Origin of the sequence: Pseudomonas sp. R3-52-08 (assembly GCF_003851745.1) — a bacterium.
GTDB lineage: Bacteria > Pseudomonadota > Gammaproteobacteria > Pseudomonadales > Pseudomonadaceae > Aquipseudomonas.
Genome location: NZ_CP027730.1, coordinates 3,937,848 through 3,955,939, shown reverse-complemented (window position 1 = coordinate 3,955,939; position 18,092 = coordinate 3,937,848). Strand labels below are relative to the sequence as shown.

Sequence of the window (18,092 nt, the reverse complement as noted above, 5' to 3'; positions counted from 1 at the left end):
ATTTTTCCCGACCTGCCCAAGGGCAGGTCGCTCGATGAAATGAGGAACCCATGAGCAAGCAGATTCTGATTCTCCCTGGCGACGGTATCGGTCCGGAAATCATGGCCGAAGCGGTCAAGGTCCTGGAGCTCGCCAACAGCAAGTACAGCCTGGGCTTCGAGCTGAGCCACGACGTAATCGGCGGCGCAGCCATCGATAAGCACGGCGTGCCCCTGGCCGACGAGACCCTGGAACGCGCCCGCGCCGCCGACGCCGTGCTGCTGGGCGCCGTGGGCGGGCCGAAGTGGGACAAGATCGAGCGTGATATCCGCCCTGAGCGCGGCCTGTTGAAAATCCGCGCGCAACTGGGCCTGTTCGGCAACCTGCGTCCGGCGATTCTTTACCCGCAGTTGGCCGAGGCGTCGAGCCTCAAGCCGGAAGTGGTGGCGGGCCTGGACATCCTGATCGTGCGTGAGCTGACTGGCGGTATCTATTTCGGCTCGCCACGCGGGGTGCGCGAACTTGCGAACGGCGAGCGCCAGGCCTATGACACCCTGCCGTACAGCGAGAGCGAAATTCGCCGTATCGCCCGCGTCGGTTTCGACATGGCCCGCGTGCGCAGCAAGAAGGTCTGCTCGGTGGACAAGGCCAACGTATTGGCTTCCAGCCAACTGTGGCGGGAAATCGTTGAAGAAGTCGCCAAGGACTACCCGGACGTCGAACTGAGCCACATGTACGTCGACAACGCCGCCATGCAACTGGTACGTGCGCCGAAGCAGTTCGACGTGATCGTCACCGACAACCTGTTCGGCGATATCCTCTCCGACCAGGCCTCGATGCTCACCGGTTCCATCGGCATGCTGCCGTCGGCGTCCCTGGATACCAACAACAAGGGTATGTACGAGCCTTGCCACGGTTCGGCGCCGGACATTGCCGGCCAAGGTATCGCCAACCCGCTGGCGACCATTTTGTCGGTGTCGATGATGCTGCGTTACAGCTTCAACCTGGTTGACGCGGCCGACGCGATCGAGAAGGCCGTGAGCCTGGTGCTCGACCAGGGTTTGCGCACCGGCGACATCTGGTCGCAGGGTTGCACCAAGGTTGGCACGCAAGAAATGGGCGACGCTGTAGTCGCCGCGCTGCGGAATCTGTAATCTCTCGGGCCCGCTTGCAGTTATCGCTGCAAGGCGGCCCACTTTTTAACAAGGTGTAGTTGCGATGAAACGTGTAGGTCTGATCGGTTGGCGCGGTATGGTCGGTTCCGTGCTCATGCAGCGGATGCTGGAAGAGCAGGATTTCGATCTTATCGAGCCGGTGTTTTTCACCACTTCGAACGTAGGTGGCCAAGGGCCGTCCGTGGGCAAGGACATTGCCCCGCTCAAAGACGCCTATAGCATTGAAGAGCTGAAGACCCTCGATGTGATCCTGACGTGCCAGGGCGGCGACTACACCAGCGAAGTCTTCCCCAAGCTGCGCGAAGCCGGCTGGCAGGGCTACTGGATCGATGCCGCGTCGAGCCTGCGCATGCAGGACGATGCAGTGATCATTCTCGACCCGGTCAACCGCAAGGTTATCGACCAGCAACTGGATGCCGGCACTCGGAACTACGTCGGCGGCAATTGCACCGTCAGCCTGATGCTGATGGGCCTGGGTGGCTTGTTCGAAGCCGGCCTGGTCGAGTGGATGAGCGCCATGACCTACCAGGCGGCCTCCGGCGCCGGTGCACAGAACATGCGAGAGCTGATCAAGCAGATGGGCGCAACCCACGCAGCGGTGGCCGATCAACTGGCCGACCCAGCCAGCGCGATCCTCGATATCGACCGCCGCGTGGCCGAAGCCATGCGCAGCGACGCCTATCCGACCGAAAACTTCGGCGTGCCGTTGGCCGGTAGCCTGATCCCGTGGATCGATAAGGAACTGCCGAACGGCCAGAGCCGCGAAGAGTGGAAGGCCCAGGCCGAGACCAACAAGATCCTCGGGCGCTTCAAGAACCCGATCCCGGTGGACGGCATCTGCGTACGCATTGGCGCCATGCGCTGCCATAGCCAGGCGTTGACCATCAAGCTGAACAAAGACGTGCCGATTGCCGATATCGAAGGGCTGATCAGCCAGCACAACCCCTGGGTCAAGCTGGTGCCGAACAACCGTGAGATCAGCATGCAGGAGCTGAGCCCAACCAAGGTCACCGGCACCCTGAATGTACCGGTGGGCCGCCTGCGCAAGCTGAACATGGGCAGCCAGTTCCTCGGTGCGTTCACCGTGGGCGACCAGCTGTTGTGGGGCGCGGCTGAGCCGTTGCGTCGCATGCTGCGGATTCTGCTGGAGCGTTGATCGCTTGCAGGCTTTGAAGAGCCCCGCGTTCTGGTGACAGGCGCGGGGTTTTTTATTGTTCTTTCGGACGCTATCGGGGGCAAGTCGAATCGTCGCACCGCCCCTCCCACATGTTGACCTGTGCACACATTCAAGTGTGGGAGGGGGCTTGCTCCCGATGGGGCCATCAGCTCCACCCCAATTGCCTCACCCCCAACCACCCGGTAAAGTGCCGCTCCCCCCGCAATGCCCGAGGCAGCCCCATGACCCAGACCTTTGAAATCGCCGTGATCGGCGCCACCGGTACCGTTGGCGAAACCCTGGTGCAGATTCTCGAAGAGCTGGACTTCCCGGTAGGCACCCTGTATTTGCTGGCCGGCAACAACTCCGCCGGTGCTTCAGTACCGTTCCGGGGCAAGAACGTGCGGGTCAAGGAAGTCGATGAATTCGACTTCAGCACGGCGCAGTTGGCCTTTTTCGCGGCCGGCCCGGCGGTGACCCTGAGCTTCGCTCCACGTGCCATCGCTGCCGGTTGCTCGGTGATCGACTTGTCTGGCGCATTGCCTGCCGAACAGGCACCGCCTGTGGTGCCGGAAGCCAACGCCCATGTGCTCAAGGGCTTGAAAAAACCTTTTCAAATCGCCAGCCCGAGCCCGTCCGCCACCAACCTTGCGGTGCTGCTGGCGCCGTTGCGCGGTTTGCTGGATATCCAGCGCGTGAGCGTCACCGCCAACCTGGCCGTGTCGGCCCTGGGCCGCGAAGCCGTCAGCGAATTGGCCCGCCAGACGGCCGAGCTGTTGAATGTACGTCCGTTGGAGCCGACCTTCTTTGATCGGCAGGTGGCCTTCAACCTGCTGGCACAAGTCGGCACGCCAGACGCCCAAGGTCACACAGCCCTGGAGAAACGTCTCGTATATGAACTGCGGGCCGTGCTGGAAACTCCGTTGCTGAAGATTTCCGCAACCTGCGTTCAAGCCCCGGTGTTTTTTGGCGATAGTCTGACTGTGTCGCTGCAGTTGGGGGCGCCGGCCGATTTGGTTGAGGTGAACCGTGTACTCGATGCGGCGCCGGGTATCGAGCTGGTCGAGGCGGGCGACTACCCAACGGCCGTAGGCGATGCGGTGGGTCAGGACGTTGTATATGTAGGGCGAGTGCGCGCAGGTGTGGACGACCCGGCGGAACTAAATGTGTGGCTGACGTCAGATAACGTACGCAAAGGCGCTGCGCTCAACGCCGTGCAGCTGGCGCGGTTGTTGATAAAAGACCTTGCGTAAAAGATACTTGGCGCCAATTTGTAGATTGATTCTCACCAAGCGCTATGCTTGGCCAAAAGCGGAACACAAGCGCGTCGGTAACCTATCGGCTCGCCATGCCTTATGGCAGCGGTTACCAACCTTCTCGAAAGCCGGGGAGTGTTCAGACAAAGGATGAGGCTATGGTTCAAGTTCGCAAACTGGTGTTAGCAATAGCGGCCGCCTCGGCGCTGTCCTCCGGTATGGCGCAGGCGCTGCAACTCGGGGAGATGACCCTCAAGTCGAAGTTGAACCAGCCGCTGTCGGTGGAAATCGAATTGCTCGACGTCGGCGGCCTTACGGCTTCCGAGATAACCCCGAGCCTGGCCTCGTCCCAGGCATTCGTCGATGCCGGTGTCGATCGCCAGGCCTTTCTCGACGACCTCACCTTCACGCCGGTGGTCAATCCCAACGGCCGCAGCGTGGTGCGTGTCACCTCCAGCAAACCGTTGCCCGATTCCTATGTGCGCTTCCTGTTGCAGGTGCAGTGGCCGAACGGCCGACTCATGCGTGACTACAGCGTGCTGCTCGATCCCGCCAAATTCGACCAATCGACACCGGCTGCCAGTGCGCCAGCGCCGCGCTTGAGTGCGCCGGCCGGTACCGCGACCGCCGTCAGCAAGCCAGCGCAACATACCACCACTGCTCGCGATACCTTGTGGGAAATTGCCGAGAAAAACCGCAATGGTGGCTCTGTGCAGCAAACGATGCTGGCCATTCAGGCGCTCAACCCTAATGCGTTTATCGATGGCAACATCAACCGCCTGAAAACCGGCCAGGTCCTGCGCCTGCCAGACACCGTGCAAAGCACCGCGCTCGGGCAGCCGCAAGCGATCGCCGAAGTGACGGCGCAGAACGCTGCCTGGCGTCAGGGCCGCCGCACCGCCGCCCAGCAAGTGGCCGGTAAGGCCCAGCTGGATGCTACCAAGCGCACCGAGACTGGCAATGCACCGTCGAGCACCAGCGCCAAGGACAACTTGAGCCTGGTGTCGGCCGAGTCTGCTAAAAAAGGTGCAGCAGGCAAGGCCGGTGATAGTCGCGCGTTGAACGACAAGCTGGCGATGACCCAAGAGCAGTTGGACACCACCCGTCGTGACAATGAAGAGCTCAAAAGCCGCGCGGCAGATCTGCAAAGCCAGTTGGACAAGCTGCAAAAGCTGATTCAACTGAAGAATGATCAGTTGGCCCGTCTGCAGGCCGAGAAGGGCGATGCGGCTGTGCCCGCGGCAGCGGCGGCAGCGCCTGCGCAGTTGGCCGGTGAACCGGCGCCAGCCCCGGCCCCGGCAGCTCCGGTAGCGACACCTGCTCCCGAGCCAGCCAAGCCGGTTGCCGCGCCTGCAACCACCGAAGGCAAATTCAATGAGCTGCTGACCAACCCTGTGGTGCTCGGTGTGCTCGGTGGCGCGGCCGTGATTCTGGCGCTGTTGCTCCTGTTGCTGTGGGTGCGCCATCGCAACGCCCGTCTTGAAGAAGAAAAGCACCTGCGCATGGCGCGCGCGCTGGCTGAAGAGCCGGAATTCACGTCGAATATCGATCGCGACCTGCCACCCGACAGTTTCGAAGGCCTGGAAGTGCCGCCGCCGAGCGTCACGCGGGCCCCCGCGCCTGCACCCGTTCCCGTGGCTGAGCCTGCAGTGCCCACCGTCGCCTCCGTGCTGGCACCGCTGGCGGCTGCCGTCGCCCCGACTTCCAGCGACGCGCTCTCCCAAGTCCAGTCCCATATCGACCGGGGCCACCTGAACCAGGCGGCGGATGTGCTTGAGCAAGCGATCAAGCAGGAGCCCAAGCGCAGCGACCTGCGTTTGAAGCTGATGGAAGTCTACGGCCTGCAGAATGACAAGAACGGTTTTGTCAGCCAGGAGCGTCAGCTGGTGGCCACGGGTGAAAACCACGCCCAGGTCGAGCAGCTCAAGGGCCGTTTCCCGGCCATGGCGGTGTTGGCGGCGGGCGTGAGTGCCGCAGTGGCCGCCGCCGCCCTGGACGCCCAGTACGTCAAGGACCTGCTGGAAGACAAGCCGGCTGCGCCGCAGCCAGAGCCTCTGGATACCGATTTTGACCTGAGCCTGGACGACCTGGAGGCGGCATCGCCGGCAGAGGTCAAGGGCGATCAGTCATTCGAGGCGCTTCTTGAGCAGCAGACGGCCGCCAACGCCAGCGCAGATGACCTGTCGGATTTTGACCTGGATCTGCAATTGGATGCGCCGGCGTCCGCGCAGTCCGATGACGACTTCCTGTCCGGTCTCGAAGAACAGATGAAGGACGTACCGGCCGCCGAGCCGCCGACCTTGACCCCGGCGGCATTGGACGACTTCGACTTGCCGGAAGATTTCGACCTCTCCCTGGCGGACGAGCCCGAATCGACGGCCAAGCCCGATGCCTTCGCTTCGGAACTGGACGACGTCAACGCCGAGTTGGACCGTCTGTCCCAGAGCCTGGAGCATCCTTCCATCGAGCCGTCCTTCACGGCTGAAGATGCGGCGCTCGGTGACGACGAGCCCGAGTTCGACTTCCTGTCGGGCTCCGATGAAGTCGCCACCAAGCTGGACCTGGCTCAGGCTTATATCGACATGGGCGACGCCGATGGCGCCAAGGACATCCTTTCCGAAGTGCTGACCGAGGGCAACGAGACCCAGCGCGGCGAGGCCAAGGAAATGCTCGGCCGAATCTGAAGGCTGATACGCGCCCAACGGGGAGAGGGCTTACTCCCTGCCACCGTTGGCGCGGCGTTCCCCCCAACAAAAGCGCCCGTCGCGCAGCCGGCGCCTTTATAATCCCCGTCTTTGCGCAACTCATCAGGCTCTCAGTTCTTGGCAAATATAGATAACGCGGCCGCCGAAATGGCGGCCGCAGGCTTTCACCGCGTCGCCCTCGGCGTGGAATACAAAGGCTCGCGCTATCGCGGCTGGCAGCGCCAGGCCTCCGGGGTGCTGACGGTGCAGGAAACCCTGGAAAACGCTCTGTCGAAAGTCGCTGACTCGCCGGTATCGCTGATGTGCGCCGGGCGTACCGACGCCGGCGTGCATGCCTGCGGCCAGGTGGTGCACTTCGACACCCAGGCCGAACGCTCGATGAAGGCGTGGGTGATGGGCGCCAATATCAATCTGCCCCATGACGTCAGCGTCACCTGGGCCAAGGTGATGCCGGCGCATTTTCATGCGCGCTTCAAGGCCATCGCCCGACGCTACCGCTACGTGATCTACAACGATCAGATCCGCCCGGCGCACCTGAACCAGGAAATCACCTGGAACCACCGCCCGCTGGATGCCGAACGCATGGCCGAGGCTGCGCAGCATCTGGTGGGTGTGCATGATTTCAGCGCGTTCCGTGCCGGCCAATGCCAGGCCAAGTCGCCGATCAAGGAAGTCCACCATCTGCGCGTGACCCGGCATGGCAAGATGATTGTGCTGGATATCCGTGCCGGGGCGTTCCTGCACCATATGGTGCGCAACATTGCGGGCGTATTGATGACCATCGGCACCGGCGAGCGCCCGGTGGAATGGGCCAGGGAAGTGCTGCAAAGCCGCATCCGCCGTACCGGTGGGGTTACGGCGCATCCGTTCGGCCTGTATCTGGTGGATGTGGAGTACCGCGACGAGTTCGAGCTGCCGCAGCGTTTTATCGGGCCACACTTCCTCACAGGTTTCAGTGAACTTGGCGGCTGACGCCTGGAAAAGCTTTTGTTACCATCCGGGACTTTCTCGGTTCAATCCCTGAGGTTTCTACGATATGTCAGCCGTTCGCAGCAAGATTTGCGGGATTACCCGCATCGAAGACGCGTTGGCGGCGGTCGAGGCGGGGGCGGATGCCATTGGCCTGGTGTTTTATGCCAAGAGCCCGCGGGCGGTGAATGTGTCGCAGGCGCGGGCCATCATCGCCGCGCTGCCACCGTTCGTGACCACCGTGGGCTTGTTCGTTAATGCCAGCCGTTGTGAGCTCAATGAAACGCTGGTTGCCGTGCCGCTGGACATGCTGCAGTTTCATGGCGACGAAACCCCGGACGAATGCGAAAGTTATCAGCGCCCCTATATCAAGGCGTTGCGCGTCAAGGCCGGCGATGACATCGCCGCCGCCTGTGCCGCCTATGCGGGCGCGCGCGGGATTCTGCTGGACACCTACGTCGAAGGTGTTCCTGGCGGCACTGGAGAAGCCTTCGACTGGTCGCTGATCCCGGCGGGCCTGAGCAAGCCGGTCATCCTGGCCGGAGGGCTCAACCCGATGAATGTCGGCGCCGCCATCGAGCAGGTCCGGCCGTATGCCGTGGATGTCAGCGGCGGGGTGGAACAGGGCAAGGGCATCAAGGATCACCACAAGATTCGCGCATTCCTACAGGCCGTGCGCAACAGCAGCGGTGCGATGTGACGGCTGGCAGTCTGCCGCCGTCCATAACTACCACTGTGTAAAACAGCACCGGCGCCGCCTGCGGGAGGCCCGGAAACGAAGTGGCAACCCTGCGCTGGCAGGTTGTCTGGAAGGCTGAGGATGCAGGCGGGAAATGGCTGGTCGAATCTCTGACCCCGTCCCGCCGGCCTCATCGCCACATATGAATTTAGCTCAAGGGCATACGCGGGGCTGTGTTCAAGCCACCGGTACTGGAGAAAGAAAGCATGAGCAACTGGTTAGTAGACAAACTGATCCCTTCGATCATGCGTTCCGAGGTGAAGAAAAGCTCGGTTCCTGAAGGTCTGTGGCACAAGTGCCCGTCCTGCGACGCGGTGCTGTATCGCCCGGAGCTGGAAAAGACCCTGGACGTTTGCCCCAAGTGCAACCACCACATGCGTATTGGCGCACGCGCCCGTATCGACATCTTCCTCGACGCCGACGGCCGCAACGAGCTGGGCGCTGACCTGGAGCCGGTCGACCGCCTCAAGTTCCGCGACAGCAAGAAGTACAAGGACCGTCTGGTCGGTGCGCAGAAGCAGACCGGCGAGAAAGACGCGCTGATCTCCGTCAGCGGCAAGCTGCTGGGCATGCCGGTGGTGGTTTCGGCGTTCGAGTTCTCCTTCATGGGCGGCTCCATGGGTGCCATCGTAGGCGAGCGTTTCGTGCGCGCCGCCAACTATGCCCTGGAAAACCGCTGCCCGATGATCTGCTTCGCCGCCTCCGGTGGCGCGCGTATGCAGGAAGCGCTGATTTCCCTGATGCAAATGGCCAAGACCTCGGCGGTATTGGCGCGTCTGCGCGAAGAAGGCATTCCGTTCATCTCGGTACTGACCGACCCGGTCTACGGCGGCGTTTCCGCCAGCCTGGCGATGCTCGGCGATGTGATCGTCGGTGAGCCAAAAGCCCTGATCGGCTTTGCCGGCCCACGCGTCATCGAGCAGACCGTGCGTGAAAAACTGCCGGAAGGTTTCCAGCGCAGCGAGTTCCTGCTGGAACACGGCGCCATCGACCTGATCATCCCGCGCGGTGAGCTGCGCCCACGCCTGGGTAACCTGCTGGCGCAAATGATGGGCCTGCCGACGCCTGTCTACGTCGCGCCCAAGGTCGAGCCGATCGTCGTGCCACCGGTGCCAGCAAACCTATGACCCAACGTACCCTCGGCGAATGGCTCGCCTACCTTGAGCAGTTGCATCCGTCCGCCATTGACATGGGCCTGGAGCGCTCGCAACAGGTAGCGGCCCGCCTTGGGTTGGGGCGGCCGGCACCGCGTGTGATCACGGTCACCGGCACCAACGGCAAAGGCTCCACCTGTGCCTTTGTCGCGGCGCTGCTGCAGGCCCAAGGGCTGAACGTCGGCGTCTACAGCTCGCCACACCTGCTGCGTTACAACGAGCGGGTGCAGCTCAATGGCCGTGAAGCGAGCGACGAGCAGCTCTGCGAAGCCTTCGCCGCCCTCGATGCAGGGCGTGGCGAGATTTCCCTGACCTATTTCGAGATGGGCACCCTGGCGGCGTTGTGGCTGTTCGAGCGTGCGCAACTCGATGTCGTCGTCTTGGAAGTGGGCCTTGGCGGGCGTCTGGACACGGTCAACGTGGTGGATGCGGACATGGCGCTGGTCACCAGCATCGGCGTCGATCATGTCGATTACCTGGGTGACACTCGCGAATCCGTGGCATACGAAAAGGCCGGGATCTTTCGCCGGGGCAAACCTGCCTTGTGCGGCGATCTTGACCCTCCGCAACCCTTGCTGGAGAAGGTGCGTGAGCTCGACTGCCCGTTCTTCCTACGCGGGCGCGACTTCAACCTGGAGATCGGCGATCAGCATTGGCAATGGTCCGGGCGCGATGCGCGGGGCCAGCCGGTAGTGTTACGCGATTTGCCGCTGCTGAACCTGCCGATGGAGAATGCCGCGCTGGCGCTGCAAGCCTATCTGCTACTGGATCTGCCGTGGAATGCCGGGCAAATAGCCGCAACTCTGTTGGCAACGCGGATAGTAGGGCGCCTGGATCGACGTGCCGTGGAGTGGCAGGGCAAGCGCCTGAACCTGCTGCTGGATGTGGGCCATAACCCTCACGCCGCTGAGTATCTGGCGCAGCGCTTGGCGCGCACGCCGCCGTCCGGCCGCCGCCTGGCGGTGTTTGGCTTGCTGGCCGACAAGGATCTCGACGGCGTGCTTGCGCCGTTGCTGAGCGGGGTTCAGTCCTGGGCCGTTGCGCCGCTGGATACGCCACGTAGCCGTCCGGCAGTTGAGCTGGAAACTGCCTTGCAGAACCTTGGTGCGTCGGTGACGTCGTATGCAAGCATCACCGCGGCCCTCGAGGCGCAGTGTGCGGTAGCGACGGCCGAGGACGAGATTCTGTTGTTCGGATCATTTTATTGTGTTGCCGAGGCGCTCGAATGGCTGGCCCGGCGCTCCACGGAGGAAGCTGCACATGGCATTACTGGATAGCGCATACAAGCAGCGAATGGTCGGAGCCCTGGTGTTGGTGGCATTGGCGGTGATTTTCTTGCCGATGCTGTTTTCCCGTCAGGACGAGCAGCGCCAGGTGGTCGTCGAGGCTCCGGCTGCGCCCCAGGCACCGGTGGTGCCTCAGGTCCAGGTTGAACCGGTGGTGGTGCCTGAGCCGCAGGCGCTGCCTGAAGAGGAGCCGGTGCCGAGCGACGAAGAGGTCGCCGCGCAACAGGCGCCGTCCATGCCGGTGCAGCCAAGCGTGCCGGTGGTCAAGCCGACACCGGCTCCGGCTGTTGCCGCCAAGCCGGCGACGCCAGCGCCTGCGCCCAAACCGGTAGCGCCACAGCCTGCCGCGCCGGGCAAGCCGGACGTAGGCCAGAGCCGTATCGACCCGAATGGCTTGCCGATCAGCTGGTCGATCCAAGTGGCCAGCCTGGGCAACCGCGAAGGCGCCGACGCCTTGCAGAAAAAGCTGCGCGCTCAGGGTTACAACGCCTACATCCGTAGCGCCGACGGCAAGAACCGCGTGTTTATCGGGCCGCTGATCGAGCGCGCCGAAGCCGACCGCCTGCGGGATCTACTGGACCGTCAGCAGAACCTCAAGGGTTTCGTCACTCGCTTTCAGCCTGAGCGCGGCTGATTTCGAGACTTGAAATGCAGTCAAGTGTGGGAGGGGGCTTGCTCCCGATAGCGGTGGGTCAGTCAGTACATCTGGCACTGAACCACCGCCATCGGGAGCAAGCCCCCTCCCACATTGGTGTTCGGCGGTCTTGAAATAGCGTTCGCACTGCCCAATCTATTGATTTGCAAGGCACCCGCAATCACCGCTTACCGATAGCCCGGCGCTCTGCTAAAATGCGCCGCCTTATCCGTACGTAGGCTGCACTGTGCCATTTACCTGGGTTGATTGGGCGATCGTTGCAATCGTCGCCATCTCCGCTTTGATCAGTCTGAGCCGCGGCTTCGTAAAAGAAGCACTGTCGTTGCTGACCTGGATCATCGCAGGAGTCGTAGCCTGGATGTTCGGTGGTTCACTGTCGGTCTACCTGGCCGGGTACATAGAGACACCCTCGGCTCGCGTCATCGCGGGCTGCGCCATCATGTTCATCGCCACGCTGCTGGTGGGGGCAATGGTCAATTATCTTATTGGCGAGTTGATACGTGTCACCGGCCTTTCCGGGACCGATCGATTTCTCGGCATGGCCTTCGGCGCCGCGCGTGGCGCGTTGCTGGTGGTCGTGGCGGTCGGGCTGTTGAGCCTGGGGCCGGTACAGCAGGATTCGTGGTGGCAGGAGTCGGTGCTCGTGCCAAAATTTCTATTGGTTGCAGACTGGTCCAAGAACCTCATATTGGGGTGGAGCAGTCAGTGGCTGGCCAGCGGAATCAGCGTACCCGCTGATCTTCCGTTCAAGGAACACCTCTTGCCGGCCAAAACGCCTCAGTAAGAGTGTTCAGTCAAGATCCATTAAGTAGGGGTTGCGTCGCATGTGTGGCATCGTCGGTATCGTCGGTAAGTCGAACGTCAATCAGGCGCTGTATGACGCGCTAACCGTCCTCCAGCACCGCGGCCAGGACGCTGCCGGTATTGTGACCAGCCACGACGGCCGGTTATTCCTGCGCAAGGACAATGGCCTGGTGCGCGACGTGTTCCACCAGCGTCACATGCAGCGCCTGGTCGGTCACATGGGCATTGGCCATGTGCGTTACCCAACCGCTGGTAGCTCGACGTCGGCCGAAGCTCAGCCGTTCTACGTCAACTCGCCTTACGGCATTACCCTGGCGCACAACGGCAACCTGACCAACGTTGAGCAACTGGCCAAGGAGATCTACGAATCTGACCTGCGCCACGTCAACACCAGTTCCGACTCGGAAGTGCTGCTCAATGTGTTCGCCCATGAGCTGGCCCAGCGCGGCAAGCTGCAGCCGACCGAAGAAGACGTGTTTGCCGCCGTGATCGACGTGCATAACCGTTGCGTGGGCGGCTATGCCGTCGTGGCGATGATCACCGGTTATGGCATCGTCGGTTTCCGCGATCCGCACGGCATCCGCCCGATCGTGTTCGGCCAGCGTCATACCGACGAAGGCGTCGAGTACATGATTGCCTCCGAAAGCGTGTCCCTGGATGTACTGGGCTTTACGTTGATTCGCGACCTGGCACCGGGCGAAGCGGTGTACATCACCGAAGACGGCAAGCTGCACACTCGCCAGTGCGCCGTTGCGCCGAAACTTACCCCGTGCATCTTCGAACACGTCTACCTGGCGCGTCCGGATTCGATCATCGACGGCGTTTCGGTGTACAAGGCGCGCCTGCGCATGGGTGAGAAGCTGGCCGAGAAGATCCTGCGCGAGCGTCCCGAGCACGACATCGACGTGGTCATCCCGATCCCGGACACCAGCCGTACCGCCGCGCTGGAGCTGGCCAACCACCTGGGCGTCAAGTTCCGCGAAGGCTTCGTCAAGAACCGCTATATCGGCCGTACCTTCATCATGCCCGGCCAGGCGGCGCGCAAGAAGTCGGTGCGCCAGAAGCTCAATGCCATCGAGCTGGAATTTCGTGGCAAGAACGTGATGCTGGTGGATGACTCCATCGTGCGCGGCACCACGTGCAAGCAGATCATCCAGATGGCCCGTGAAGCCGGTGCGAAGAACGTGTACTTCTGTTCCGCCGCGCCTGCCGTGCGCTACCCGAACGTGTACGGTATCGACATGCCGAGCGCCCACGAACTGATCGCCCACAATCGTTCGACCCAGGACGTGGCCGACCTGATCGGCGCTGACTGGTTGATCTACCAGGACCTGCCTGACCTGATCGAAGCGGTCGGCGGCGGCAAGATCAAGATCGACCAGTTCGACTGCGCCGTGTTCGACGGCAAGTACGTGACCGGTGACGTCGATGAGGCCTACCTGAACAAGATCGAGCAGGCGCGCAACGACTCGTCGAAGATCAAGACCCAGGCGGTCAGCGCGATCATCGATCTGTACAACAACTGAGTGAACACCGGCCCTGAGGGGCCGGTTTTGTATCTTAAATAAAGAATTCGAGTAAGGAGTCGCAGCATGAGTCAGGAATGGGATGCCGGTCGTTTGGACAGCGACCTCGATGGCGTAGCTTTCGATACCCTGGCTGTGCGCGCCGGCCAGCACCGTACCCCGGAAGGGGAGCACGGTGATCCGATGTTCTTCACCTCCAGTTATGTATTCCGCACGGCGGCCGACGCTGCTGCGCGTTTTGCTGGTGAAGTGCCGGGCAACGTCTACTCGCGCTATACCAACCCGACCGTGCGTGCGTTCGAAGAGCGTATCGCCGCCCTGGAAGGTGCTGAGCAGGCGGTGGCCACGGCGACTGGCATGGCGGCGATCCTGGCGGTGGTGATGAGCCTGTGCAGCGCTGGCGACCATGTGCTGGTATCGCGCAGCGTGTTCGGTTCGACCATCAGCTTGTTCGAGAAGTATTTCAAGCGCTTCGGTATCGAAGTGGACTACGTGCCTCTGGCGGATCTGTCCGGTTGGGAGGCGGCGATCAAGGCCAATACCAAGCTGCTGTTCGTTGAATCGCCGTCCAATCCGCTGGCTGAACTGGTGGATATCGCCGCGCTGGCCGAAGTGGCGCACGCCAAGGGCGCGATGCTGGTTGTCGACAACTGCTTCTGCACCCCGGCTCTGCAACAGCCGTTGAAGTTGGGCGCGGACATCGTGGTGCATTCGGCCACCAAGTTCATTGACGGCCAGGGTCGTTGCATGGGCGGTGTGGTGGCCGGTCGCAGCGAGCAGATGAAGGAAGTGGTGGGCTTCCTGCGCACCGCCGGGCCGACCCTGAGCCCGTTCAACGCGTGGATTTTCCTCAAAGGCCTGGAAACCCTCAGCCTGCGCATGAAGGCCCATTGCGCCAATGCCCAGGCGCTGGCTGAGTGGCTGGAGCAGCAGGACGGGATCGAGAAAGTGCATTACGCCGGCCTCAAGAGCCACCCGCAGCACGCATTGGCGCAGCGCCAGCAGCGTGGGTTCGGCGCGGTAGTGAGTTTCGAAGTGAAGGGCGGCAAAGAGGGCGCCTGGCGCTTTATCGATGCCACGCGCCTGATCTCGATCACCGCTAACCTGGGTGACAGCAAAACCACCATCACGCACCCGAGCACCACCTCCCATGGGCGCCTGGCGCCGCAGGAGCGCGAAGCGGCAGGCATCCGTGACAGCCTGATTCGCATCGCAGTCGGGCTGGAAGACGTGGCTGACTTGCAGGCCGACCTGGCCCGCGGGCTGGCGGCCTTGTGATCGAGTGGTCCATGGAGGCCGCTGCGGCCAGTAACGGGCGCGTGGCGCTGGTGACCGGCGCAGCGCGGGGCATTGGCCTGGGGATCGCGGCGTGGCTGATCTGCGAAGGTTGGCAGGTGGTGTTGACCGACCTGGATCGCGAGCGCGGTTCCAAGGTGTCCAAGGTGCTGGGCGAGAATGCCTGGTTTATCAGCATGGACGTGGCCGACGAGAAGCAGGTGGCTCAAGGGGTTGCTGAGGTATTGGGGCAGTTCGGGCGCCTGGATGCGTTGGTGTGCAATGCGGCGGTGGCCGATCCGCGCAATATCACCCTGGAAAGCCTCGACCTGGCGTACTGGAATCGCGTACTGGCGGTGAACCTCAGTGGGCCGATGCTGCTGGCCAAGCACTGTGCGCCGTACCTGCGCGCCCACGGTGGCGCTATCGTCAACCTGGCCTCGACACGGGCCCGCCAATCGGAGCCGGACACCGAAGCGTACGCGGCAAGCAAGGGTGGCCTGCTGGCGCTGACTCACGCGCTGGCGATGAGCTTGGGCCCGGAAGTGCGGGTCAATGCGGTCAGCCCTGGCTGGATCGATGCGCGTGATCCCGCTGCGCGGCGTGCCGAACCGCTCACCGATGCCGATCATGCCCAGCATCCGGCGGGCCGGGTAGGCACGGTGGAGGACGTAGCGGCCATGGTGGCGTGGTTACTGTCGCGCCAGGCCGGGTTTGTCACCGGGCAGGAGTTCGTGGTGGACGGTGGTATGAGCAAGAAGATGATTTACAGCGAGTAGGGCGGTCTTGAAGCATTTTTGTCTTTTTCAGAAAAACTTCAAGCGGGCTATTGACTTAGGTCCGCTACCTGCGTAAATTTCGCGGCCTCAACGAAGCAAAGGGTGATTAGCTCAGCTGGGAGAGCATCTGCCTTACAAGCAGAGGGTCGGCGGTTCGATCCCGTCATCACCCACCACTTCTTGAGAGTTTTGCCCTTGTGGCAAGACGCAACGTTAAAGGTTGCACCGACGCGCAGCGGTAGTTCAGTCGGTTAGAATACCGGCCTGTCACGCCGGGGGTCGCGGGTTCGAGTCCCGTCCGCTGCGCCATATTTTCCAGGTTCGATGTGTCGGGCTTGAGATTGAGCAGCGAAAGTTGATCAGTCAGATGTTTAAAGGTGATTGAGGGGTTTAGCCTCAGTCAGCCAAGCGATACGCAGCGGTAGTTCAGTCGGTTAGAATACCGGCCTGTCACGCCGGGGGTCGCGGGTTCGAGTCCCGTCCGCTGCGCCATATCTGCCTCAAGGCCCACTGAACGCCTTGAAGCACAGAGAAAGCCATTGGCTGACTTTGATCCGATAGCAAAGACCCTGGTCGAAAGACCGGGGTTTTTTGTGTCTGCGATTTGGCTTTCCAGGCAAGGAGCCGGCGAACCGGCTCCCCGTTGTGCGTCAAAAGCCCAGCTTATCCCGCAGCCCGTAATACCACGCACCCATTGCGGCAAAAGGCGTGCGCAAGAGCTGGCCACCCGGAAACGGGTAGTGGGGCAGGTCGGCGAACGCATCGAAGCGTTCTGCCTGGCCTCTCAGGGCTTCGGCCAATACCTTGCCCGCCAGGTGTGTGTAGGTCACGCCATGGCCGCTGCAGCCCTGTGAGTAATAAATGTTGTCGCCGAGGCGGCCAACCTGAGGCAAGCGCGACAGGGTCAGCAAGAAATTGCCGGTCCAGGCGTAGTCGATCTTTACGTCCTTGAGCTGCGGGAAAGCCTTGAGCATTTTCGGCCGGATGATCGCTTCGATATTTGCCGGGTCCCGCGCGCCATACACCACGCCACCGCCGAAGATCAGGCGCTTGTCGCTGGTGAGGCGGTAATAATCGAGCAGGTAGTTACAGTCTTCGACACAGTAGTCCTGCGGCAGCAACGTCCTGGCCAATTCATCGCCCAAGGGGGCGGTAGTGATCACTTGGGTGCCGCACGGCATTGATTTCGCCGCCAGCTCCGGCACCAGGTTACCCAGGTAGGCATTCCCCGCGACGATGATGAACTTGGCCCTGACTTTACCTTCGGCGGTATGCACCACCGGATTGGCGCCACGCTCAATGCGCACCGCTGCCGATTGCTCATAGATCGTGCCGCCCAGGGATTCAACGGCCGCCGCCTCACCCAAGGCCAGGTTGAGCGGGTGGATATGCCCGCCGCTCATGTCCAGCAGGCCGCCTACATAGTTGTCACAAGCCACTACTTCGCGGATACGGCGCTCGTCCAGCAGTTCCAGTTGTGTATGGCCGTAGCGCTCCCACAGGCGCTTCTGTGATTCCAAGTGGCCCATGTGCTTGCTGTTGAGGGCGGCGAATACACCGCCGTCCTTCAAGTCGCACTGGATCTGATACTTGGCCACGCGCTCACGAATGATCCTGCCGCCCTCGAACGCCATCTCACCCAGCAACTGCGCCTGCCTGGGCCCGACGCTGCGTTCGATGACATCGATGTCGCGGCTGTAGCTATTGACGATCTGCCCGCCATTACGGCCGGACGCACCAAAACCTACCTTGGCGGCTTCCAGCACCGTCACGCGAAAGCCGTTCTCGAGCAGAAACAGCGCGCTGGACAGGCCGGTGTAACCGGCGCCGATCACACAGACATCGGTTTCGATCTCACCTTGCAGCACCGGGCGCGGCGGAACCGCGTTCGCGGAGGCGGCGTAATAGGATTGGGGGTAGGGGGTGTTCGCCATCCTGGAACCTCTGTTTTATATTTTTTACGAGTGCGGCGATCCTACCTGAGTTGAAAATTGCCTGCCAGCCACCCGTAAATCACGAGCGTGTCGCCCGCGAATAAAAAATTCGCATATTCATAGGCTTAGCTGCAAAAAAGATGTTGACACCCCTACGGAATTCCGTAGAATGCCGCCTCACAGCAGGCACGTAGCTCAGTTGGTTAGAGCACCACCTTGACATGGTGGGGGTCGTTGGTTCGAGTCCAATCGCGCCTACCAAACAAAATCCGCTCTGCTGGGCGGTCTAGAAGGGCTCACCGAAAGGTGGGCCCTTTTTTGTTGCTCGGAATTCGGGCAATACCTTGCCAAAGTGACACCTCGCGGCGCACTTGAGGGCTACGCATCTCGATCAACAGAAAAGCGTAGCCACCGACAGCAGGCAAATGATCTGGACCATCATCTGGCAACGTATTTCGCCAATTGCTGTCGCCATACTGCTCATTTGACCGGCATACATAGCTGAAGCCCTCATTGTCGGCAATCGCACCGTGGATGATCCGCACGACCATCATGGATGAGTATAGGGCCAATCCCGAATCCCTCCAGTAGCCGGGGCCAGCGCTGCCAATCTCGACAAAATTTATTGGTCTGCAGCAACAATTTTTCTTGTTGGACACCTCCCGCCTCAAGGCAGCAAAGTTGCCGCCACTGCTCGACC

General features: G+C 61.9%; 15 protein-coding genes and 4 tRNA genes. 17 read left to right on the top strand and 2 right to left on the bottom strand.

Annotated features, from left to right (window positions below):
* Positions 1-50 precede the first annotated feature (50 nt).
* The 16 genes from leuB (at position 51) to C4J91_RS18120 (ending at position 15,950) form a co-directional block, all read left to right on the top strand.
* Positions 51-1,133, top strand: a complete 1,083-nt coding sequence (leuB, locus tag C4J91_RS18195) for a 3-isopropylmalate dehydrogenase (RefSeq protein ID WP_124363601.1) — start codon at positions 51-53, stop codon at positions 1,131-1,133.
* A 64-nt stretch (positions 1,134-1,197) separates the two neighbouring features.
* The gene (gene asd / locus C4J91_RS18190) at positions 1,198-2,310 is read left to right on the top strand and encodes an aspartate-semialdehyde dehydrogenase (protein WP_124363600.1); all 1,113 of its coding nucleotides are present in this window, start codon (positions 1,198-1,200) and stop codon (positions 2,308-2,310) included.
* A 242-nt stretch (positions 2,311-2,552) separates the two neighbouring features.
* Complete coding sequence (locus tag C4J91_RS18185; RefSeq protein ID WP_124363599.1) at positions 2,553-3,563, top strand: aspartate-semialdehyde dehydrogenase; 1,011 nt, start codon at positions 2,553-2,555, stop codon at positions 3,561-3,563.
* A 161-nt stretch (positions 3,564-3,724) separates the two neighbouring features.
* Positions 3,725-6,250, top strand: a complete 2,526-nt coding sequence (locus C4J91_RS18180; protein WP_124363598.1) for a FimV/HubP family polar landmark protein — start codon at positions 3,725-3,727, stop codon at positions 6,248-6,250.
* A gap of 168 nt (positions 6,251-6,418) precedes the next feature.
* Positions 6,419-7,243: a tRNA pseudouridine(38-40) synthase TruA gene (truA, locus tag C4J91_RS18175; RefSeq protein WP_124365182.1), complete on the top strand. Its 825-nt coding sequence runs from the start codon at positions 6,419-6,421 to the stop codon at positions 7,241-7,243.
* A gap of 64 nt (positions 7,244-7,307) precedes the next feature.
* Complete coding sequence (locus tag C4J91_RS18170) at positions 7,308-7,940, top strand: phosphoribosylanthranilate isomerase (protein ID WP_124363597.1); 633 nt, start codon at positions 7,308-7,310, stop codon at positions 7,938-7,940.
* A gap of 245 nt (positions 7,941-8,185) precedes the next feature.
* On the top strand, positions 8,186-9,106 hold the full coding sequence (gene accD / locus C4J91_RS18165) for an acetyl-CoA carboxylase, carboxyltransferase subunit beta (protein WP_005789754.1): 921 nt from the start codon (positions 8,186-8,188) through the stop codon (positions 9,104-9,106).
* Complete coding sequence (gene folC, locus C4J91_RS18160) at positions 9,103-10,410, top strand: bifunctional tetrahydrofolate synthase/dihydrofolate synthase (RefSeq protein WP_124363596.1); 1,308 nt, start codon at positions 9,103-9,105, stop codon at positions 10,408-10,410. The genes accD and folC overlap by 4 nt, the downstream gene beginning before the upstream one ends.
* Positions 10,394-11,053 carry an SPOR domain-containing protein gene (locus C4J91_RS18155; protein WP_124363595.1) on the top strand — a complete coding sequence of 220 codons (660 nt, stop codon included), beginning with the start codon at positions 10,394-10,396 and terminating at the stop codon, positions 11,051-11,053. Before folC ends, C4J91_RS18155 begins: the two co-directional genes overlap by 17 nt.
* Before the next feature lie 247 nt (positions 11,054-11,300).
* Entirely contained in the window at positions 11,301-11,858 is a 558-nt protein-coding gene (locus C4J91_RS18150; protein WP_003192538.1) for a CvpA family protein, read from the top strand.
* 40 nt (positions 11,859-11,898) lie between these two features.
* On the top strand, positions 11,899-13,404 hold the full coding sequence (purF, locus tag C4J91_RS18145) for an amidophosphoribosyltransferase (RefSeq protein WP_124363594.1): 1,506 nt from the start codon (positions 11,899-11,901) through the stop codon (positions 13,402-13,404).
* Positions 13,405-13,470: 66 nt separating this feature from the next.
* On the top strand, positions 13,471-14,682 hold the full coding sequence (locus C4J91_RS18140) for an O-succinylhomoserine sulfhydrylase (RefSeq protein ID WP_124363593.1): 1,212 nt from the start codon (positions 13,471-13,473) through the stop codon (positions 14,680-14,682).
* An 11-nt stretch (positions 14,683-14,693) separates the two neighbouring features.
* A complete protein-coding gene (locus C4J91_RS18135; protein ID WP_124365181.1) occupies positions 14,694-15,458 on the top strand; it encodes an SDR family oxidoreductase in 765 nt (254 codons plus the stop codon).
* Between the two features lie 100 nt (positions 15,459-15,558).
* Positions 15,559-15,634, top strand: a tRNA-Val gene (locus C4J91_RS18130).
* A gap of 56 nt (positions 15,635-15,690) precedes the next feature.
* Positions 15,691-15,767 (top strand) — tRNA-Asp (locus tag C4J91_RS18125).
* A 106-nt stretch (positions 15,768-15,873) separates the two neighbouring features.
* Positions 15,874-15,950 (top strand) — tRNA-Asp (locus tag C4J91_RS18120).
* 158 nt (positions 15,951-16,108) lie between these two features.
* Here the strand turns inward: C4J91_RS18120 and C4J91_RS18115 are convergent.
* On the bottom strand, positions 16,109-17,392 hold the full coding sequence (locus tag C4J91_RS18115) for an FAD-binding oxidoreductase (RefSeq protein ID WP_124363592.1): 1,284 nt from the start codon (positions 17,390-17,392) through the stop codon (positions 16,109-16,111).
* 184 nt (positions 17,393-17,576) lie between these two features.
* Between C4J91_RS18115 and C4J91_RS18110 the strand changes: the two genes are divergently transcribed.
* Positions 17,577-17,653: transfer RNA gene (locus C4J91_RS18110), tRNA-Val, on the top strand.
* A gap of 35 nt (positions 17,654-17,688) precedes the next feature.
* On the opposite strand, the gene C4J91_RS27620 is transcribed toward C4J91_RS18110, so the two are convergent.
* Complete coding sequence (locus C4J91_RS27620) at positions 17,689-18,051, bottom strand: hypothetical protein (protein ID WP_164484557.1); 363 nt, start codon at positions 18,049-18,051, stop codon at positions 17,689-17,691.
* Positions 18,052-18,092 lie beyond the last annotated feature (41 nt).